The following is a 19,008-nucleotide window of genomic DNA, read 5'->3' as shown; positions in this document are numbered from 1 at the left end:
CGGTGCTTCGGGCTTCTTGCTGCGTCGCTTACGGGAACCACCGTGCCGGGGTGCGCGCACGGAACTCTGACGGTCCGCGCACGGGGGCCCGTCAGCGGCCGTGCGGGCCCGATTAACGTGGCCGTATGCGATTCGAGGTGCTTGGCCCGCTGGTGGTGCGCACGCGGGACGGGGCGGCCGCACCCGCTCCCGAGCCGAAGGTGCGCGCGCTGCTCGCCGCGCTCCTCGTGCGGGCGGGCCGCCCGGTCCCGGTGGACACGCTCGTCGACGACCTCTGGGGCGACCGGCTTCCGTCGTCGCCCGCCAACTCCCTCCAGACGAAGGTCTCCCAGCTGCGCCGGACCCTGGAGGCGGCCGAGCCGGGCGGCCGCGGCCTCGTCGCACACGGTCCTGCCGGATACGAGCTGCGCATCGCGCGCGAGGACGTGGACGCCGACCGGTTCGCGTCGCTGACCTCGCGTGCGTACGACGCGGGCGCCGATCCCCGTACGAAAGTGTCACTCCTGACCGACGCCCTGGCGCTGTGGCGCGGGCCCGCGTACGCCGATTTCCGCGACGCCGACTTCGTACGCGAGACGGTCTCGCGCCTCGACGAGCAGCGGCTCACCGCGCAGGAGACCCTGGCCGAACTCCGCCTCGGCCTCGGCGAACACGCGCTCCTCGCCGATGAGCTGGCGCCCCTTGTCGCACGCGAACCCCTCCGCGAACGGCTGCGCGGCACCTACCTGCGCGCCCTGTACCGGTCGGGCCGCCCGGCCGAGGCCCTGGACTCCTACCGCGACCTGCGCCTGCGCCTCGCCGACGAACTCGGCATCGGCCCGGGCCCCGAACTCGCCGCCCTGCACGAGGCGATGCTCCGCCAGGACGCGGACCTCTCGACACCGGCGCCTGCGGCTCCCGCGGCGCCCGCCGTGGATCGGCCGCCTGTGAACCTGCCCGCGCAGGTCACCGGCCTCATCGGCCGTGAACAGGCGGTCAAGCGCGTACGCGAACTGATCACATCCGGACGCCTGGTCACCCTCACCGGGCCCGGTGGCGTCGGCAAGACCCGCCTCGCCCTGGAGTCGGCGGCGGGTCTGGCGGAGGACTTTCCCGACGGCATCCACCTGGCCGAACTCGCGGGCATCCGGGGCGAGGTGACCTCCACGGTCGCGGCGGCCCTCGGCATCCGCGACGACGCCCCGGCGGACCCGCCGGAGCCGGGAGTGACCTCCTCCGTCCTGGTGACTGAGGCCGGACGGCTGGGGCAACCCGGGCGGCTCGGGAGGCTTGGGCGGGCGCTCGTGGGCCGTCGGCTCCTGCTGGTCCTCGACAACTGCGAACACGTCCTCGGCCCCGCAGCCGACCTGGCCGCCGAACTCCTGTGCCACGCGCCGCACCTGCGCATCCTCGCCACCAGCCAGGAGCCGCTCGCCCTGTCGGGCGAGATCCTTGAGGCGGTCGCGCCGCTCGACGAGGAAGAGGCGCTGCGGCTCTTCGCCACCCGCGCGGCGGCCGCAGCGCCCGGCTTCGTCCTCGACGACGGCAACCGCGCTGCCGCCGCCCTCATCTGCCGCCGCCTCGACGGCATCCCGCTCGCCGTGGAACTCGCCGCCACCCGCGTACGCACCCTCGGCGTACACGCCCTCGCCGACCGCCTGCACGACCGCTTCCGCCTCCTGAACCAGGTCCGCCGCGACGCCCCGGCCCGCCAGCGCACCCTGCGCGCCATGATCGACTGGAGCTGGGAGCTCCTCACACCCCCAGAACGCCGGGCCCTGCGTCAACTCGCCGTATTCAACGGCGGTTTCACCCTGGAGAGCGCGGAGGAGGTGCTGTCACCTCCGGGGGATCCGGCCGAGCCGGGGGTGGGGGCCATGGAGGACGAGACCTTCGACGCCCTCGACGTCCTCGACCTGATCACCCGCCTGGTGGACCGCTCCCTCCTCGCCCCGGCGACGGTCGGCACCCCTGCGAACACGTCAGACAAGTACACGTCCGACATCTACACGTCCGACATCTGCGCATCCGACATCTGCGCATCCGACGTCTGCGCATCAGACATCTACATGTCAGACACGTACACATCAGACACGTACGCATCAGACACGTACGCATCAGACATGTCGGACGCCCCCGAGACCCGCTACCGCATGCTCGAATCCGTCACCGCGTACAGCCTCGAACGCCTCGACGAGGCCGCCGAGACCGCCACTCTGCGCCGCCGTCACGCCCACCACTTCGCCGCCCTCGCCGAACGCGGCGCCGCCGCCCTGCGCGGCCCCGAACAACGGAGCTGGCTGCGGCGGCTCGACCGCGAAGCGGTGAACCTGCGCGCCGCGCTGGAGTGGTCGGCCGCAGACGCCGACGCCACCACGGCCCTGCGCCTGGTCAACGCCCTGACCTGGTACTGGTTCCTCCGCGGCCGCCTCCGCGAAGCCATGCACTCCTTGAACCTGGCCCTGAACCTCCCCGAGCCCGAGCCCGAGCCCGAGCCCCAGCCCCAAGCCCCGGACCTCCGCTCGGCCCGTACCGCCGCCGCCTCCGCCCATGCCGCCTTCGCCCTGCTGACCGGCGAGGAGAGCTGTGCGCACGGGCTCTCCTGCGAGCGTGAGGCCGCCACCCCCGCCGATGCCCGTTCCCGCTGGCTGCTCGCCTTCGCGCGGTGCGGGTTCGACCACACGCCGAGCGAGGACGCCCGGGTCGACGCGCTGCTCGCCGAGTTCAGGGCCGCGGGCGACCGCTGGGGTGAGGCCGCAACTCTGTCCACCCGGGCCACCCGCGCCCTCTACCGCGGTGACCTGGTGGCCCTGCGCGACAACGCCGTCCGCAGCGCCGCCCTCTTCGCCCGGCTCGGCGACCGCTGGGGCCAGTTGCAGTCGTCCGAACAGCTCGGGGTGCTCGCCGAGATCGCCGCCGACTACGACGAAGCGGCCCGCCTCCAGCGCGACGGCGTGCGCGGCGCCGCAGAACTCGAACTCTGGACCGACCTTTCCTTCCGCCTCTCCCGCCTCGGCAGACTCGCGCTCCTCACCGGCGACGACCCCGCCGCCACCGACCACCACCAGCGCGCCGCCCGCCTCGCCGCCCAGCAGTCGCACCGCCCCGCCCAGCAGTTCGCCGAGACGGGCCTCGCCATCGGCGCCCGCCACCGCGGCGACCTGGACACCGCGGAGGAACTCCTGCTGCCCTGGCTGGACTTCAACCGCCGCTTCGGCGTCGACTCCGGCACGGCCCTGGTCCTGGCCCAGCTCGGCTACGTGGCCGAACAGCGCGGCGACGCCCCGCGCGCGGAGCGACTCCACCGCGACGGCCTGTCCGTGGCCCGCACCACCGGCGACGAACGCGCCGTGGCCCTCGCCCTGGAAGGCCTCGCGGGCGCCCGCTCCCTGGCCGACGACCCCGTCCACGCCGCCGAACTCCTCGGCACCGCGGCCGCCCTCCGCGAGTCAGTGGGCGCGCCGCTGCCACCCGCCGAACGCAAGGACATCGACCGCGCCCTCCGCCGCATCCGCCCGGCCCTGGACGACCCCCGTCAGTGGTCGTAGTACCCGGGGCTCATGATGATGCCGATCTCACGGCTGGGGTCCCCCTTGTCCTTGCCCTTGTGCTTGAGGTCCATCAACAGGGGCTCCCGCTCCCCCTTGAACCGGAGCTCGGTGATCCAGGTGCTGATCGTGTCGTCGGTGAAGTCCACGACGACCGGCTTCTGCGCCGCGTCCCCCCACTTCTTGACCCAGGCCCGAGCGGTGTCCTTCGCCCCGTCGTCGTCCCTCGCCAGCCCGGCAAGACCTTCGACGTCCCGTTCCTTCAGCCGCACCAGAGCCTTCTCGATGACGGATAGGGTCTCCGGCGTCGGCCGCCCGGTGACACTCAGTTCGAGGTCGGCGGTGCCGTCCTTGACGTACTGAGGGGTCTTGTCCTCCTCGCCGAGTGCGAACTGGCAGGCCGTGAACAGCAGCAGCACCGCCGCCACCAGCGCCACCCAATGCCACGCCCGTACCCCCACAGAACCCCACCCCGCACAGCTTCACCAATCAGGACAAAAGAGAAGCAAAGCTATGCGGAAACCGGACTGACTCGCCAGGGTCAAACGTCCCGAACGTCCCGAACGGCCTGAGCGCCCTGAAAGGTCTGAATGGGACTAACCGCCCCAAACCTCGCAGATCTAGCTCAGTACCTCCCGCAGCTGGTCGAGCCCCCAGTCCAGGTCCTCCTTGCTGATCACCAACGGGGGAGCGATCCGGATCGTCGCCCCATGCGTGTCCTTCACCAGCACCCCGCGCTCCATCAACTTCTCCGAGACCTCCCTGCCCGTGCCGTACGACGGGGCGATGTCGACGCCCGCCCACAGCCCGCGCCCGCGCACCTCCGTCACCTTGCCCGTGCCGGTGAGCAGTCCCAGTTCCGCGTGCAGATGCTCGCCGAGTTCCGTCGCCCGCTGCTGGAACTCGCCCGTCGACAGCAGGTCGATGACCTCGAGCGCCACCGCGCAGGCGAGCGGATTGCCGCCGAACGTCGACCCGTGCTCGCCCGGCTTGAACACCCCGAGCACATCCGCGTCGGCGACCACCGCGGACACCGGCACGACCCCGCCCCCGAGCGCCTTGCCGAGCACGTACACGTCCGGCACGACGCCCTCGTGCTCGCACGCGAACGTCCGTCCCGTCCTGCCGAGCCCCGACTGGATCTCGTCCGCCATGAACAGCACCCCGCGCTCGCGGGTCAACTCCCGCACGCCCGCCAGATATCCGGGCGGCGGTACCAGCACCCCGGCCTCGCCCTGGATCGGCTCGAGGAGCACCGCCACGGTGTTGTCGGTGATCGCGGCCCGCAACGCCCCCAGGTCGCCGTACGGCACGATCTCGAACCCCGGCGTGTAGGGACCGAAGTCCGCCCGCGCCTCCTCGTCGGTGGAGAAGCTGACGATGGTCGTGGTCCGGCCGTGGAAGTTGTCGGTCGCGACGACGATCTTCGCCTGCCCGTCCGGCACGCCCTTGACGCGGTACCCCCACTTCCGCGCGGTCTTCACGGCGGTCTCCACCGCCTCCGCGCCGGTGTTCATCGGAAGCACCATCTCCTTGCCGCAGAGCTCGGCAAGGCGCGTACAGAACTCCGCGAACCGGTCGTGGTGGAAGGCGCGCGAGGTGAGCGTCACTCGATCCAGTTGTGCCTTGGCCGCTTCGATCAGACGGCGGTTGCCGTGGCCGAAGTTGAGTGCCGAGTACCCGGCGAGCATGTCGAGGTAGCGGCGTCCCTCGACATCGGTCATCCAGGCCCCTTCGGCCGACGCGACCACGATGGGCAGCGGGTGGTAGTTGTGCGCGCTGTGCGACTCGGCCGAGGCGATCAACTCCTCGGTGGCCGATGACGACGGCGATGACGCAAAAGCAGCTGGCGTGGTCGACACGGGGTCTCCGTTCGTCGTGCGGCATGAGGCGGGTGTGGCGCCCAATTTCTATCGTCGCTCGCATCATGGACGAAGAAACATGCCGTATCGGCGCGCCAGCTAAGGTGGCCCCTACAGCACGGCGACTGGCGCACGGGGAACGAACCCCGAGGAAGCCGTGCAAGGCAAAACCTTCGAGGTGCCGCCCTTCCCCAAGCTTTCGGCTCCGCTCGAGCAGGGGGATGCCCCATCGGCACCCCGGGACCACGACCGGACACTCACCGCTCGCCCCGGAGGACGCCATGACTCTCCCTTCTTCCGCCCGGCCCAGCTCTGGACCGATCCATCCCGCGCTGACGGCCACCGACCCCGAACTGGCCGCCCTGGTCGGGGCCGAGGAGCAGCTGCAAGCCGACACTCTGCGGCTGATCCCCAGCGAGAACTACGTATCCGTCGCGGTCCTCGAGGCCTCGGGCACCGTCCTGCAGAACAAGTACAGCGAGGGCTACCCGGGCCGCCGCTACTACGAGGGCCAGCAGAACATCGACCTCGTCGAGCGCCTGGCCATCGCCCGCGCCAAGGCCGTCTTCGGCGTCGAGCACGCCAACGTCCAGCCCTACTCCGGCTCCCCGGCCAACCTCGCCGTCTACCTCGCCTTCGCCGAGCCCGGCGACGCCGTGATGGGCATGGCCCTGCCGATGGGCGGCCACCTCACCCACGGCTGGGGCGTCTCCGCCACCGGCAGGTGGTTCCGCGGCGTGCAGTACGGCGTGCGCCAGGACACCGGTCTCGTCGACCTCGACGAGGTCCGCGACCTCGCCCTCAAGGAACGCCCCAAGCTGATCTTCTGCGGTGGCACCGCCCTCCCTCGCACCATCGACTTCGCGGCCTTCGCCGAGATCGCCCGCGAGGCCGGTTCGGTCCTGGTCGCCGACATCGCGCACATCGCCGGACTCATCGCGGGCGGCGCCCACCCCTCACCGGTGCCGCACGCCGACGTGATCTCCACGACCACCCACAAGACCCTGCGCGGCCCGCGCGGCGCGATGCTCATGTCCCGCGAGGAGCACGCCAAGGCCATCGACAAGGCGGTCTTCCCCGGTCTGCAGGGCGGCCCGCACAACCAGACCACCGCGGCCATCGCGGTCGCCCTGCACGAGGCGTCCCAGCCCTCCTTCCGTGACTACGCCCACGCCGTCGTCGCCAACGCCAAGGCCCTCGCCGAGGCCCTGCTGGCCCGCGGCTTCGACCTGGTCTCCGGCGGCACCGACAACCACCTGATCCTGATGGACCTCACCCCCAAGGACGTCCCGGGCAAGGTCGCCGCCAAGGCCCTGGACCGGGCCGGGATCGTCGTGAACTACAACACGGTGCCATTCGACCCGAGGAAACCCTTCGATCCCTCGGGCGTCCGCATCGGCACCCCCTCCCTCACCTCGCGCGGACTGGGCCCGGAGCACATGCCGACCGTCGCCGACTGGATCGACCGCTCGGTCACCGCCGCGGACGCCGGGGACGAGGACGCCCTGACGAAGATCAGGCGCGAGGTCGCCGACCTGATGGCCGCGTACCCGGCGCCGGGCCTGCCGACCGCCTGACCCACGGTCTGCCCCACTGCCGTACCGTCCGCCGTGCCCGCCGCCTGCCCGCCTGCCCGGCCGGCGCGGCGGACGGCAGTTCACAGGTCCCGCAGCTCCTGTCGGGGACCGGGCTCATGAGGCCGTCGCCGCCACGTCGTCGCTGCCGCCCAGCCTTCGGCCACCGGGCCGCGCAGCAGCAGGGCGGCGGCCGCGCCTGCCCCGGCGCCCGGTATCGCCCACCGCCAGTCGGTGTCGGAACTGCCCCCGCCGTCGCCCTTCGCGGCGGCCGCCTGTTGGTCCGTGCTCTTCTCCGGTGCCGCCGGTGTCTCCAGCGAGTCCGGCGCGATCCCGGAACTGCCCTCCTGGGACGCCTTGCCCAGCAGCCCCATCTGTTTGAAAAGGGACCTCAGGCGCTCGGGCCCCTTGGCCTTGTACCAGGTGCCGTTGAGCGATCCGACGTCCGTCGAGCGGTGCACCCAGACGGCGGCATCCTTCTTGCCGGACAGCGGGGGATAGACGCGGTCCACCCGCCATGTGCTCACGTCGTGAACCATCCAGGTGATGTTGATCTGGCGGGTGCTCTCGCCGATGCCGAGGCCCGGTGGTTGTTCGCCCGGTTCGCCGAGGGAACCGGCCGGTTCGAGCGAGCGCTCCAACTGGCCGTACCTCGCGTCGTTGACGTACAGCGCCGCGACCTCCGTGCTCTCCGGTGAGACCAGCAGCACGCTCGTCGGCCCGCCGGCCGCCGCGTGTGGCGCGCTCAGCAGCACCAGAGCGGTCGCGGCCGCCAGCCCGACCGCCGATCCGCACACTCCCCTTGCCTTCCCCATGTCCGATCCCCCAGCCGCCCTTCGGCGCGGCACCTCCGCACCGGTTCACTTCTGGTACACCGGCCGAGCCGTTCAGGTTCCCGATCCGGAGGACCCGGAACGAACTGATTCAGCGATCTTCAACGCCCGCTGCTTCGACGCCACCCCTTCGAGCCGCAGCGTCAGCCGCTCCCGGTCGCGCGTCCACAGCAGCGTCGGGCCCGCCATGCGCTCGGTGCGCCGCCACCGGTCGCCGTCGTCGTCCGTCAGTCGGAGGGTGAGCCGATGCGGCTGGGCGAACCACAGCGCCGCCTCCCCGCCCACGTCGAGCCACTCGGGCTGCAGCGGCACCGTCTTGGCGAAGCCCGGGTCGAGGAGTGCCGGGTACTCGTCGAGCCGGATCGTCCTGCCGTCCTCGTGCCAGCACAGGGTGAGCAGGGCGCGGCCGCCCGGCTCGCGCGTCACCGACACCGCGGCCGGTGTGCCGAGTGCGTCCGGCACTACGGGCGCGAACCCGGCGAGGCGCCGGGCCTCGCGCATCGGGACCGGATCGGCGCACGCGGGCACGCTCGCGCTGCCCGTCGGGGTCGCCGACGGGTCGTACCGCACCTCGACGCCGCCGAAGTCGAACCACTCGAAGACCGCGGCCCGCACCGGAGGCGTGAGCGCGAGCACCGTGAGCAGCCCGCAGAGCGCGGCCGTCACCGTCCGCCAGCGCATCCGAAGACCGCGCCGCAGCCTGTGCAGCCGCTCGACGGGGCCGGTCCGCTCGGTCACGGGAGGCGGGAGCTGCTCCGCGAGTATCTGCGCGATGACGCGCTCGGCCATCGAGTCGCCGCCCGAGCCGCCCCCGCCGTGCGCGTCCAGCGATCGGCCCAGGGCCCGCAGCTCCTGGCGGAGCCGCGCCGCCTTGGCCGCGTCGTCGTCCTCGCGGCGCCGCTCACTCATGTCCTCCACCTCCCTCCACCTCCCTCCCCGCTCCCCTTGCTCTCCTTGCTCTCCCCTCTCGCCTCTATCTCCTCGGGAAACAGCTGCCCCAGCTTGCGCAGCGCGCGGTTCAGCCGGGACTTCACCGTGCCCCGCGGCCAGCCGAGCGCCTGGGCCGTCTCCGCCTCGTCCATCTCCAGGAGATAGCGGTAGGTGACGACCAGGCGGTGATCGTCACTGAGCCGGTCGAGGGCGGCGAGCAGCGCCGCCCTGCGCTCGTCCTCCAGGGCCGCCACGGCCGGGTCCGCCGATTCCGGTATCAGCGGCTCCGCCTCGGCGAGCGCTGCCTCGCGGCCGACGACCGAACGCTGCCGGACCGCCGAACGCACTGTGTTCCTCGTCTCATTGGCGACGATCGAGAGCAGCCACGGCCTGAACGCCGAGCCGTCCCTGAATCTCCCCAGTGAGCAGTACGCCTTGAAGAAGGCCTGCTGCACCACGTCTTCCGCGTCCGATCCCGCTCCGAGTGCCGTCGCCGCCCTGAGAGCGATACCGGTGAACGCGCGCACCAATTCCGCATACGCCTCCGGCTCTCCGGCGCGCACGCGGGCGATCACCGCACCCTCGTCGACGACGCGGCCCCCCTCCAGGACCTCCCCCTGTGCCCTCACACTCTTGATACACCGGCCGGACGCGATCGGTTCCCACCCGTCACACACCTGTTTCCGAGCTATGAGAGTCACCTGAGAGAATGGGCCGCATGGCCTCAGACCGACCCCGTGTGCTTTCCGGAATCCAGCCCACCGCAGGCTCGTTCCACCTCGGCAACTACCTCGGCGCGGTCCGCCAGTGGGTAGCCCTTCAGGAGTCCCACGACGCCTTTTACATGGTGGTGGACCTGCACGCGATCACGGTTCCGCAGGATCCCGCGGAGCTGCGCGCCAACACCCGGCTCGCCGCCGCCCAGCTGCTCGCCGCCGGTCTCGACCCGGAGCGCTGCACGCTCTTCGTCCAGAGCCACGTGCCCGAGCACGCGCAGCTCGCCTGGGTCATGAACTGCCTCACCGGCTTCGGCGAGGCATCGCGCATGACGCAGTTCAAGGACAAGTCCGCCAAGCAGGGCGCCGACCGCGCCTCGGTGGGCCTCTTCACGTACCCGGTCCTCCAGGTCGCGGACATCCTGCTCTACCAGGCCAACGAGGTCCCGGTCGGCGAGGACCAGCGCCAGCACATCGAACTCACCCGTGACCTCGCCGAGCGTTTCAACGGCCGCTTCGGCGAGACGTTCACCGTCCCCTCCGCGTACATCCTCAAGGAGACGGCGAAGATCTACGACCTCCAGGACCCGTCGATCAAGATGAGCAAGTCGGCGTCCACGCCGAAGGGCCTGATCAACCTCCTCGACGAGCCCAAGGCCACGGCCAAGAAGGTCAAGAGCGCCGTCACCGACACCGACACGGTGATCCGCTACGACACGGCGGAGAAGCCGGGTGTCAGCAACCTCCTCTCCATCTACTCCACGCTCACCGGTACCGGTATCGCGGAACTGGAGCAGAAGTACGTCGGCAAGGGCTACGGTGCGCTCAAGACCGACCTCGCCGAGGTCATGGTCGAGTTCGTGACCCCGTTCCGGGACCGCACCCAGGCCTACCTGGACGACCCGGAGACGCTCGACTCGATCCTGGCCAAGGGCGCGGAGAAGGCACGTGCCGTCGCCGCGGAGACGCTCGCGCAGGCGTACGACAAGGTGGGCTTCCTGCCCGCCAAGCACTGAGCCCCACAGGACCGAGCACACAGCCCGGACCGAGCACGACAGCCGCACCCGCGCTGCCCAGCAGCGCCCCCTGCCCACCAATACGACGACAGGAGTACGACGTGGGGACCGTAACGATCGGTGTGTCGATCGCGGTCCCGGAGCCACACGGCAGCCTGCTCCAGGAGCGGCGCGCGGGCTTCGGGGACCCCGCGGCGCACGGCATCCCCACGCACGTGACCCTCCTCCCGCCCACTGAGGTGGACGCGTCCGCGCTGCCCGCGGTTGAGGCGCATCTGGATTCGGTCGCGGCGGCCGGGCGGCCCTTCCCGATGCGGCTTTCGGGGACGGGCACCTTCCGGCCGCTCTCGCCCGTCGTCTTCGTGCAGGTCGTCGCGGGCGGCTCGGCCTGCTCCTGGCTGCAGGAGCGGGTGCGGGACGCCTCGGGACCGATGGAGCGCGAGCTCCAGTTCCCCTACCACCCGCATGTCACGGTGGCGCACAGCATCTCCGAAGAGGCGATGGACCGGGCCTATCAGGAGCTCTCGGAGTACGAGGCCGAGTGGCCCTGCACCGGGTTCGCCCTGTACGAGCAGGGCTCCGACGGCATCTGGCGCAAGCTGCGCGAGTTCGTTTTCGGCGGCCCTGTAGTGCCCCCTCAGGCCCAGGCCCCGGCGGCCCGGGGTACGCTGCCCGCTCGCTGACGGGGGTCGCCCCCGGCAGATCGTGTTCCGGGGGGATCCATGCGCAGAACCGCGTCAGCTCGTGCCGTCACGAACACCACGCGCGGGTGGCGTGTCTCCGTGGTGCTCGCCGCGCTGGCCCTGACCGCCGTGGGCTGCGGCTCCGATCACGCGGATCCCAAGGACACCGGCAGCGGCTCCTCGACGGGTGCCGCCGCGTCCGCCAAGGGCGGATCGTGGTCCCTGAAGTATGTGGACAAGGCGGGCAAGGGTGAGCTGACCGCCGTCACCGCGACGTCCGCCGACGACATCTGGGCGGCGGGCTACGAGCTGCGCAACGGCATGATGGACGACCCGGACGCCCAGTATCTGCTGCACTACGAAGGCGGCGATTGGCGGCGGCAGAAGGCGCCCGCCGAACTCGACGGGAACATCTTTCACCCTCGGCTCGACTCCTCGGGTCCGGACGACGTGTGGCTCTTCGGCTCCGGCAAGGACGACGCGGTGGGCGTGGCCCGCTGGGACGGCAGCGGCTGGCAGCGCGTGCAGCGCCCGCCGGGCGCGGTCACCGACGCCAAGGTCCTCGCCCCCGACGACGTATGGGTGCTGAACGGCCAGCAGCAGGCGTACCACTGGGACGGCGGCCGCTGGAGCTCCCATGAGCTGCCCGCACACGCCACGGCGCTCGGCGGCACGGCGCGCGACGGTCTGTGGGCGGTCGGCTTCCGCGACAGCGGCCCCGGAGTGGGCGGCGAGGGCCGCGAGCTCAGCCAGCCCGCCGCGATGCACTGGGACGGCGCCTCCTGGAAGCTCACGCCGACGCCGACCTACCGCTTCCCCGACCCCGTTCCGCCCGAGGCGGGAGCCTTCCTCGACGACGTGGAAGTGGTCTCTCCGAAGGAGGTGTGGGCGAACGGCTCGCACGACTTCAACCACGGAGAGGTCGATCAGGAGCCCCCGATCGAAGACGTCCTGCTGCGCTGGGACGGCTCCCGGTGGCACGAGCGGAGGGGCGCCGACCGGGATCCGTGTCTCACCAGGAGCATCGTCACGCACGGCGCCGATGGAGGGCTCCTCTTCGGAGTAGGCCGTTACCGCTCGCCTGAGGGCCGCTGCACCAAGGTGTCCTGGCCGCGTCTGCCCGTGGAGGGCAAGGTCACGGCCAAGGGCAAGCAGCAGCTCTGGCTCGACCCGATCGTGCCGGTGCCGGGGACGCGGAAGTTCGTCGGCGTGGGCAAGGTCTACGTGTTGCAGAGCGGCGGCCCGCTGCTCCTGCCCGCCGTCGCCACGTACGAGCCCCCTCGGGGCGACTAGACCCGCAGCCGTCGCCTGACCGGCACCCGTCGCCTAGACCGGCAGCCGTCGGAACAAGGGCCTCGGTGCGTGCCGCAGCGCCGACATGACGACCCGCAGCGCCCCGGGCACCCACACCGTCTCCGAGCGTCGCCGCAGGCCCGTCTCGATGGCCTCCGCCACCGCGTCCGGGGTGGTCGCCATGGGCGCCTCCTCCAGGCCCGCCGTCATCTTCGACCGCACGAAGCCGGGGCGGACGACCATCACGTGCACCCCGGTGCCGTGCAGCGCGTCGCCGAGGCCCTGGGCGAAGGCGTCGAGGCCCGCCTTGCTGGAGCCGTAGATGAAGTTCGAGCGGCGGGCCCGCTCGCCCGCCACCGAGGAGAGCACCACCAGGGAGCCGTGTCCCTGCGACTGCAGCGCCCGCGCGCAGACCAGGCCCGCCGAGATCGCGCCGGTGTAGTTGGTCTGTGCGACGCGCACCGCGGAGAGCGGCTCGTCCTCGTCGCGCGCCTGGTCGCCGAGGATCCCGAAGGCGAGCAGCACCATGTCGATGTCGCCCTCGGTGAAGATCTTGCCGAGGGACTCCTCGTGGGACTCGGGGTCGAGGGCGTCGAAGGCAACGGTGCGCACGTCCGCGCCCATGTCGCGCAGTGCGGCCGCGGCCTTCTCCAGGTCCGCCGAAGGACGCCCGGCCAGCCATACGGTGCGGGTGCGGCGTGCCACGAGGCGGCGCGCGGTGGCCAGGCCGATCTCGGAGGTGCCGCCGAGGACGAGCAGGGACTGAGGGGTGCCGAAGGCGTCTTTCATGAGTACCGGTCTCCTAGAGGTCGAGGCGGCGGGAGAGGTCCGAGCGGAACACGCCGCGCGGGTCGAGATCGGCCCGCAGAGCGCGGAAGTCGTCGAGCCGCGGATACATCGCGGCGAGCGTCTCGGGCCGCAGCCGCGAGTCCTTGGCGAGATAGACGCGCCCTTCGGCGGCGGCCACCTCCTCGTCGAGTTCGTCGAGGAAGGAGCCGAGTCCCGGCAGGTTCGCCGGGATGTCGAGGGCGAGGGTCCAGCCGGGCATCGGGAAGGACAGCCAGCCGGGATCGCCCTCTCCGAAGCGCTTGAGTACGGCGAGGAAGGAGGGGCAGCCGCGGTCCGAGATGCGCCGCACGATGCGGCGCAGGGCCTCCTCCTTGCCGTATCCGACGACGAATTGGTACTGCACGAAACCGCCGCGTCCGTAGATGCGGTTCCAGTGCGGGACGCCGTCCAAGGGGTGGAAGAACGTGGAGATCTTCTGCAGCTCGCCGGTGCGGGAGCGGGGCGCCTTGCGGTACCAGAGTTCGTTGAACAGGCCCACCGACGCCTTGCCGAGCAGCCCCTCCGGTACGAACGAGGGGGCGGCGGGCAGTTGTCCGGGGCGGAACGCCAGTGGGGCTCTACGCGCGCGTGCCCGGGCCGGGAGCGCGTCCAGGGGTGCGTGGTCGCCGCGGGTCAGGACCGAGCGGCCCATGGCCGCGCCGCGCGCGAGGAGGTCGATCCAGGCCACCGAGTAGCGGTAGCGGTGGTCGGTGGCGGCGAGGCGGGCCATCAAGTCGTCGAGGTCCGTGGCGCGTTCCGTGTCGACGCTCATCAAGGACGTCTCGACCGGCTGCAGTTGGACGGTCGCCGAAAGGATCATGCCGGTCAGGCCCATGCCGCCCGCCGTGGCGTCGAACAGGGGCGTGCCGGGCGTGACCGTGTGGACGGTGCCGTCGGCGGTGAGCAGGTCCATCGCGAGCACGTGCCGGGAGAAGGATCCCGAGACGTGGTGGTTCTTGCCGTGGATGTCGGCGCCGATGGCTCCGCCGACCGTCACGTAGCGGGTCCCGGGGGTCACCGGCACGAACCAGCCGAGGGGGAGCAGGACTTCCATCAGGCGGTGCAGCGAGATCCCCGCCTCGCACACGACCGTGGCTCCTGGCGCGTCGGTGCCCGACCCCCGGGTGGTGTCGATGGTGCGCACCCGGTCCAGGCCCGTCATGTCGAAGACGGCGCCGCCCGCGTTCTGTGCCGCGTCTCCGTAGGCACGGCCCAGGCCCCGGGGGATGCCGCCGCGCTCCCCGCAGTCACGCACCGCGGCGACGGCCTCCTCCTGGGTGCGCGGCCTGACGAGCCGGGCGGTGGTCGGGGCGGTGCGGCCCCAGCCGGAGACGGACACGGCGTCCGACATGACCACGGGCGCGGGGACGGCGGGGGAGCCGGTCGAGGGGGCGGCGAGGGAGTCGGTGGGGGAGTCGGCAGGCATGCGAACGACCGTATCGCCCATACTGGGATACTTTGCTCCTAATCATCCATCTCCTCACCGAAATGGGTGATTGATGGAGTGTCACTCAACATTGCCGTAAATATTGGTGCGTTGCCTAGAAGAGTCGATATGCCCAGCTCTCGACATGTCTTCGAAAAAGAGGCCACATGCACGACATGGACCACCGGTTGCTGGCGGCCCTGCGCGATTGCGGCGCGAATCCGCGCGTGGCGTCCGCCGCGCGCGCCCTCTCCTGGAGCGGTGAGCACGGCGCGCTCTGGATCGCCGCCGGACTCACCGGCGCCTACGTGGACCGCGAGCGGCGCGGCGCGTGGCTGCGCGGCACGGCGCTGACCGTCGCCGCCCACCTGGTCAGCATGGGCGTCAAGCAGGTCGTGCGCCGACCGCGCCCCAACAGTCGCGGCGTCGTGCCCCTCGTGCGCACCTCGGGCCGCCACTCCTTCCCCAGCTCGCACGCCACCTCGGCGGCGGCCGCCGCCGTCGCGTACGGCGCCCTGGGCCCCGTCGGCGCCCATCTCGTCCCGCCGCTCGCCGCCGCCATGTGCGTGTCCCGGATGGTCGTCGGCGTGCACTACCCGACGGACGTGGCCGCGGGCGCGGCGCTCGGGGCGCTGACCGCGCGGGCGGGAGCCGCCTGGATGAACGGAGGCCGCACTCATGCCTGAACGTTCCGCCACTCTGGAACGCGCCCGTCCGCCCCAGCCGCCGAGGCCGGGACCCATCAGCCTGCCGCTCGGCCTCCTGAAGACCGCGCGGCCCCGCCAGTGGGTGAAGAACGTGCTGGTCGTCGCGGCTCCCGCGGCCGCGGGCGAGCTCTTCTCACGCCATGCGCTCAGCCAACTCGCGATCGTCTTCGTGCTGTTCACCGCCGCCGCGTCCGCCGTCTACCTGATCAACGACGCGCGCGACGCCGACGCGGACCGCGCCCACCCCACCAAGTGCCGCAGACCGGTCGCGGCAGGACAGGTGCCGGTGCCCGTCGCGTACGCCGTCGGGGGAGTGCTCGCGGTGCTCGCCCCGGTGACCGCCGCGGTGCTGTGCACCCCGCTGACGGCCGCGCTCCTCGCCGCGTACGTAGGGATGCAACTCGCCTACTGCGTCAGCCTCAAGCACGTCCTGGTCGTCGACCTGACGATCGTGACGACCGGTTTCCTGATGCGCGCCATGATCGGCGGACTCGCGCTCGGCATCCCGCTGTCGCGCTGGTTCCTGATCACCACGGGCTTCGGGGCGCTCTTCATGGTCTCCGCCAAGCGCTACTCGGAGGCCGTGCAGATGGCAGGGAGCTCCGAAAAGCTCGGCGCCACGCGCGCGTTGCTGACCGAGTACACCACCGGCTATCTGCGCTTCGTGTGGCAGCTGGCCGCAGGGGTCGCCGTCCTGGCGTACTGCCTGTGGGCCATGGAGAGCGGCGGTACCGCCAACGGCAGCCTGCTGCCCTGGCGCCAGCTGTCCATGGCGGCGTTCATCCTCGCGATCCTGCGCTACGCCGTCTTCGCCGACCGGGGCACGGCGGGTGAGCCCGAGGACGTCGTGCTGCGCGACCGGGCGCTCGCCGTCATCGGCCTGGTGTGGCTCGCCATGTACGGCCTCGCCGTCACGGACTGGTGAGTGTGAAAACCCAACGCGATCGGCTGCGGGCGCTGGGGCCCGAACTGCTCGGCTTCGCCGCCGCGGGGATCTGCGCGTACGCCGCCGATCTCGGCCTCTTCGTCTGGCTGCGCGGACCCGTCGGCATGGACCCGCTGACCGCCAAGGCACTGTCCTTCGTGGCGGGCTGCTCGGTCGCGTACGCGGGCAACGCGCTCGGCACCTACCGGCGCGAGACCGCCGACGCCTCGCGGCTGCGGCAGTACGCGGTCTTCTTCGCCGTCAACATCGCGGGAGCCCTGGTGCAACTCCTGTGCATCGCCGTGTCCCACTACGGCCTCGGCTTCACGTCGCAGCGCGCGGACACCGTCTCCGGAGCGGGCATCGGTATGGCGTTCGCCACTGTTCTGCGGTTCTGGGGTACTCGGACGTTGGTCTTCCGGACATCGGGCAGGACTGTGAGCAGGGAGGCGTCATGGACTGGCTGAAAAAACTGCCCGTGATCGGGCCGCTCGTCGAACGGGCCATGCGCACGCACGCGTGGCACGCCTACGAGCGGCTCGACCGCGTGCACTGGGCCCGCCTCGCCGCGGCCATGACGTTCATCAGCTTCCTCGCGCTCTTCCCGCTGCTCACCGTCGCCGCCGCGGTCGCCGCCGCGACGCTCTCGAAACAGCAGCAGGACAAGCTGCAGGACAAGATCTCCGAGCAGGTCCCCGGGATCGCCGACCAGCTGAACCTGGACGCGCTCGTCGCCAACGCGGGCACCATCGGTCTCGTCGCGGGCGCCCTGCTGCTCTTCACCGGCATCGGCTGGGTCGGCTCGATAAGGGAGTGCCTGCGGGCCGTCTGGGAGCTGGCGGACGAGGAGGAGAACCCCGTCCTGCGCAAGGTCAAGGACGCCGGGGTGCTCATCGGGCTCGGCGGCGCGGGCCTCGCCTCCGTCGCGGCCTCCGGGCTCGCCTCGACCGCCGTCGGCAGGACCGCCGACTTCCTCGGCATCGACGAGCAGGGCTGGGGCGCGCTGCTGCTCAGGATCCTCGCCTTCGCGATCGCCGTCCTCGCGGCCTTCCTGCTGCTGCTCTACGTCCTGACGCTGCTGCCCGGAGTACAGCCGGAGCGGCGCGACCTCTTCATCGCCGGGCTGATCGGCGCGGCCGGGTTCGAGCTCCTCAAGCTGCTGCTCGGCGGCTATATGAAGGGCGTTGCCGCCAAGAGCATGTACGGCGCCTTCGGAGTGCCCGTCGCGCTGCTCCTGTGGATCAACTTCACGGCGAAGCTGCTGCTGTTCTGCGCGGCCTGGACGGCGACGCGGCGGGCCTCCCACAAGGAGGGGGCGGAAACCGAAGAGGCCGCCTCCGTAGAGACGGCCTCCGAAGGGACGGCCTCCGAAGAGGCCGGTGTCAGGCGCGCGGAGCGCGGCGACCGGCCTGGCCCGGCAGCGGCAGCCGACGCCTGATCACGAAGACACCGGCGGCGAGCACGGCGAGCACGCCGCCCGTCACGCCGAGCGCGATGCCCATGCCGTTCGACCCGTTGTCGGAGGCGTGGGCCGCGTTCTCGGTGCCGGAGCCCTCGCCGCCGCTGCCGGGAGCGCCCTTGCCCGCGCCGGTGGAGGCGCCCTTCGGGGCGACGAGCTCACCCACCGGGTCGACCTTGCCCGAGGCCTTGAAGCCCCAGTCGAAGAGCCGCTCGGTCTCCTTGTAGACCGCGTGGGTCTCGGTGGAGGAGGGGTTCATGACGGTGACGAGGAGGACCTTGCCGTTCCGTTCGGCAACACCGGTGAAGGTGTTTCCCGCGTTCGTGGTGTAGCCGTTCTTGACGCCCGCGATGCCCTTGTAGGGGTTGACGCCGGGGGCTCCGGTGAGCAGCCGGTTGGTGTTCTGGATCTCGAAGGACTCGCGCTTGGTCTTGCCCTTGTCCTTGCCCTTGGTGACCTTCTTGGTCTCGCCGGGGAACTTGGCCGTGGCGGTCGCGCAGTACTCGCGGAAGTCCTTCTTCTGCAGTCCGGAGCGGGCGAACAGCGTCAGGTCGTACGCGGAGGAGACCTGGCCCTTGGCGTCGTAGCCGTCGGGGGAGACCACGTGCGTGTCGAGCGCCTGGAGGTCCACGGCGTGCTTCTGCATGTCCTTGACGGTCTGCGGGACGCCGTCGTTCATCGCGGACAGGACGTGCACCGCGTCGTTGCCGGACTTCAGGAAGACGCCGAGCCACAGGTCGTGGACGGAGTACGTCTCGTTCTCCTTGATGCCGACCATGCTGCTGCCCGCGCCGATGCCGGCCATGTCGGAGAGCGCGACCTTGTGCTTCTGCGTCTTGGGGAACTTCGGCAGAACCGTATCTGCGAAGAGCATCTTGAGGGTGCTCGCCGGGGGCAGCCGCCAGTGCGCGTTGTGCGAGGCGAGCACCTCGCCGGACTCCGCGTCCGAGACGATCCAGGAGCGTCCCGTCAGGTCCTTGGGCAGCACGGGGGCGCCGGACTTGAGCCGCACCTGGGTGCCGGGCTTGCCGAGCTGGGCGCCGCCGACGGTGGACATCTTGCCGGGCGGCTTCGGTTGGTCGTCGCCCCCTCCGGGCTTACCGTCCGCGAGTGCGGGCGCCGCGGTCGACATGGACAACAATGCGGCGGAAGCGACCAAGAAGGCGGTCTTTTTCAAGGCAGGCACGGACGAGAACGTACAGGGCGCCGCTGTGGAAGTCGTCGCCGAG

17 protein-coding genes are annotated in these 19,008 nt (G+C 71.3%); 9 read left to right on the top strand and 8 right to left on the bottom strand.

Features of this window, described 5'->3' with window-relative positions; genetic code table 11:
* Nucleotides 1-125: 125 nt before the first annotated feature.
* On the top strand, nucleotides 126-3,527 hold the full coding sequence (locus tag CP970_RS16480) for an AfsR/SARP family transcriptional regulator (RefSeq protein ID WP_055549483.1): 3,402 nt from the start codon (nucleotides 126-128) through the stop codon (nucleotides 3,525-3,527).
* On the opposite strand, the gene CP970_RS16475 is transcribed toward CP970_RS16480, so the two are convergent.
* Nucleotides 3,515-3,988, bottom strand: a complete 474-nt coding sequence (locus CP970_RS16475; RefSeq protein WP_150493474.1) for a hypothetical protein — start codon at nucleotides 3,986-3,988, stop codon at nucleotides 3,515-3,517. The two genes, CP970_RS16480 and CP970_RS16475, sit on opposite strands and share 13 nt — an antisense overlap.
* A 159-nt stretch (nucleotides 3,989-4,147) precedes the next feature.
* A complete protein-coding gene (rocD, locus tag CP970_RS16470; RefSeq protein ID WP_055549479.1) occupies nucleotides 4,148-5,389 on the bottom strand; it encodes an ornithine--oxo-acid transaminase in 1,242 nt (413 codons plus the stop codon).
* Between the two features lie 281 nt (nucleotides 5,390-5,670).
* Here rocD and CP970_RS16465 point away from each other — a divergent pair, with 281 nt between their 5' ends.
* Nucleotides 5,671-6,966: a serine hydroxymethyltransferase gene (locus CP970_RS16465; protein WP_055549477.1), complete on the top strand. Its 1,296-nt coding sequence runs from the start codon at nucleotides 5,671-5,673 to the stop codon at nucleotides 6,964-6,966.
* 80 nt (nucleotides 6,967-7,046) lie between these two features.
* Here the strand turns inward: CP970_RS16465 and CP970_RS16460 are convergent, their stop codons facing one another.
* From CP970_RS16460 to CP970_RS16450, 3 genes are all read right to left on the bottom strand, one after another.
* The gene (locus tag CP970_RS16460; protein WP_063806127.1) at nucleotides 7,047-7,778 is read right to left on the bottom strand and encodes a hypothetical protein; all 732 of its coding nucleotides are present in this window, start codon (nucleotides 7,776-7,778) and stop codon (nucleotides 7,047-7,049) included.
* Nucleotides 7,779-7,850: 72 nt separating this feature from the next.
* A complete protein-coding gene (locus CP970_RS16455) occupies nucleotides 7,851-8,705 on the bottom strand; it encodes a hypothetical protein (RefSeq protein ID WP_055549492.1) in 855 nt (284 codons plus the stop codon).
* Entirely contained in the window at nucleotides 8,702-9,355 is a 654-nt protein-coding gene (locus CP970_RS16450; protein ID WP_079043647.1) for an RNA polymerase sigma factor, read from the bottom strand. The genes CP970_RS16455 and CP970_RS16450 overlap by 4 nt, the downstream gene beginning before the upstream one ends.
* Nucleotides 9,356-9,444: 89 nt before the next feature.
* Between CP970_RS16450 and trpS the strand changes: the two genes are divergently transcribed.
* The 3 genes from trpS to CP970_RS16435 all read left to right on the top strand — a co-directional run bounded on the left by trpS (nucleotide 9,445) and on the right by CP970_RS16435 (nucleotide 12,434).
* Nucleotides 9,445-10,458 carry a tryptophan--tRNA ligase gene (gene trpS, locus CP970_RS16445; protein ID WP_055549487.1) on the top strand — a complete coding sequence of 338 codons (1,014 nt, stop codon included), beginning with the start codon at nucleotides 9,445-9,447 and terminating at the stop codon, nucleotides 10,456-10,458.
* Nucleotides 10,459-10,559: 101 nt separating this feature from the next.
* Nucleotides 10,560-11,141, top strand: coding sequence for a 2'-5' RNA ligase family protein (locus CP970_RS16440; protein WP_055549473.1), 582 nt, complete (start codon nucleotides 10,560-10,562; stop codon nucleotides 11,139-11,141).
* A gap of 39 nt (nucleotides 11,142-11,180) precedes the next feature.
* Entirely contained in the window at nucleotides 11,181-12,434 is a 1,254-nt protein-coding gene (locus CP970_RS16435; RefSeq protein WP_150493472.1) for a hypothetical protein, read from the top strand.
* 33 nt (nucleotides 12,435-12,467) lie between these two features.
* Here CP970_RS16435 and CP970_RS16430 read toward each other — a convergent pair whose 3' ends face one another.
* The gene (locus CP970_RS16430) at nucleotides 12,468-13,223 is read right to left on the bottom strand and encodes a decaprenylphospho-beta-D-erythro-pentofuranosid-2-ulose 2-reductase (RefSeq protein WP_055549469.1); all 756 of its coding nucleotides are present in this window, start codon (nucleotides 13,221-13,223) and stop codon (nucleotides 12,468-12,470) included.
* A 13-nt stretch (nucleotides 13,224-13,236) separates the two neighbouring features.
* On the bottom strand, nucleotides 13,237-14,613 hold the full coding sequence (locus CP970_RS16425; protein ID WP_055549485.1) for an FAD-binding oxidoreductase: 1,377 nt from the start codon (nucleotides 14,611-14,613) through the stop codon (nucleotides 13,237-13,239).
* Nucleotides 14,614-14,855: 242 nt separating this feature from the next.
* Between CP970_RS16425 and CP970_RS16420 the strand changes: the two genes are divergently transcribed.
* Genes CP970_RS16420 through CP970_RS16405 form a run of 4 tightly spaced genes read left to right on the top strand, consistent with a single transcriptional unit; the run spans nucleotide 14,856 to nucleotide 17,758 of the window.
* Complete coding sequence (locus CP970_RS16420; protein ID WP_150493470.1) at nucleotides 14,856-15,374, top strand: phosphatase PAP2 family protein; 519 nt, start codon at nucleotides 14,856-14,858, stop codon at nucleotides 15,372-15,374.
* Complete coding sequence (locus CP970_RS16415) at nucleotides 15,367-16,320, top strand: decaprenyl-phosphate phosphoribosyltransferase (protein ID WP_055555549.1); 954 nt, start codon at nucleotides 15,367-15,369, stop codon at nucleotides 16,318-16,320. Before CP970_RS16420 ends, CP970_RS16415 begins: the two co-directional genes overlap by 8 nt.
* A gap of 2 nt (nucleotides 16,321-16,322) precedes the next feature.
* The gene (locus CP970_RS16410) at nucleotides 16,323-16,787 is read left to right on the top strand and encodes a GtrA family protein (protein ID WP_055555551.1); all 465 of its coding nucleotides are present in this window, start codon (nucleotides 16,323-16,325) and stop codon (nucleotides 16,785-16,787) included.
* On the top strand, nucleotides 16,775-17,758 hold the full coding sequence (locus tag CP970_RS16405) for a YihY/virulence factor BrkB family protein (protein ID WP_055555553.1): 984 nt from the start codon (nucleotides 16,775-16,777) through the stop codon (nucleotides 17,756-17,758). The genes CP970_RS16410 and CP970_RS16405 overlap by 13 nt, the downstream gene beginning before the upstream one ends.
* Here the strand turns inward: CP970_RS16405 and CP970_RS16400 are convergent.
* On the bottom strand, nucleotides 17,703-18,965 hold the full coding sequence (locus CP970_RS16400; RefSeq protein WP_055555555.1) for a D-alanyl-D-alanine carboxypeptidase family protein: 1,263 nt from the start codon (nucleotides 18,963-18,965) through the stop codon (nucleotides 17,703-17,705). The genes CP970_RS16405 and CP970_RS16400 overlap by 56 nt on opposite strands.
* Nucleotides 18,966-19,008: the final 43 nt, after the last annotated feature.

Source organism: Streptomyces kanamyceticus, assembly GCF_008704495.1.
Taxonomy (GTDB): Bacteria; Actinomycetota; Actinomycetes; order Streptomycetales; family Streptomycetaceae; genus Streptomyces; species Streptomyces kanamyceticus.
Note: the sequence above shows the minus strand (reverse complement) of the source record. Positions and strands in the feature narration are given on the sequence as shown.

What these genes read in the sequence shown, in the direction of transcription:
- CP970_RS16480 (WP_055549483.1), top strand. Translation starts at nt 126, where the DNA reads ATGCGATTCGAGGTGCTTGGCCCGCTGGTGGTGCGCACGCGGGACGGG.
- CP970_RS16465 (WP_055549477.1), top strand. Translation starts at nt 5,671, where the DNA reads ATGACTCTCCCTTCTTCCGCCCGGCCCAGCTCTGGACCGATCCATCCC.
- CP970_RS16460 (WP_063806127.1), bottom strand. Translation starts at nt 7,778, where the DNA reads ATGGGGAAGGCAAGGGGAGTGTGCGGATCGGCGGTCGGGCTGGCGGCC.
- CP970_RS16455 (WP_055549492.1), bottom strand. Translation starts at nt 8,705, where the DNA reads ATGAGTGAGCGGCGCCGCGAGGACGACGACGCGGCCAAGGCGGCGCGG.
- trpS (WP_055549487.1), top strand. Translation starts at nt 9,445, where the DNA reads ATGGCCTCAGACCGACCCCGTGTGCTTTCCGGAATCCAGCCCACCGCA.
- CP970_RS16435 (WP_150493472.1), top strand. Translation starts at nt 11,181, where the DNA reads ATGCGCAGAACCGCGTCAGCTCGTGCCGTCACGAACACCACGCGCGGG.
- CP970_RS16430 (WP_055549469.1), bottom strand. Translation starts at nt 13,223, where the DNA reads ATGAAAGACGCCTTCGGCACCCCTCAGTCCCTGCTCGTCCTCGGCGGC.
- CP970_RS16425 (WP_055549485.1), bottom strand. Translation starts at nt 14,613, where the DNA reads ATGTCGGACGCCGTGTCCGTCTCCGGCTGGGGCCGCACCGCCCCGACC.
- CP970_RS16420 (WP_150493470.1), top strand. Translation starts at nt 14,856, where the DNA reads ATGCACGACATGGACCACCGGTTGCTGGCGGCCCTGCGCGATTGCGGC.
- CP970_RS16415 (WP_055555549.1), top strand. Translation starts at nt 15,367, where the DNA reads ATGCCTGAACGTTCCGCCACTCTGGAACGCGCCCGTCCGCCCCAGCCG.
- CP970_RS16405 (WP_055555553.1), top strand. Translation starts at nt 16,775, where the DNA reads ATGGACTGGCTGAAAAAACTGCCCGTGATCGGGCCGCTCGTCGAACGG.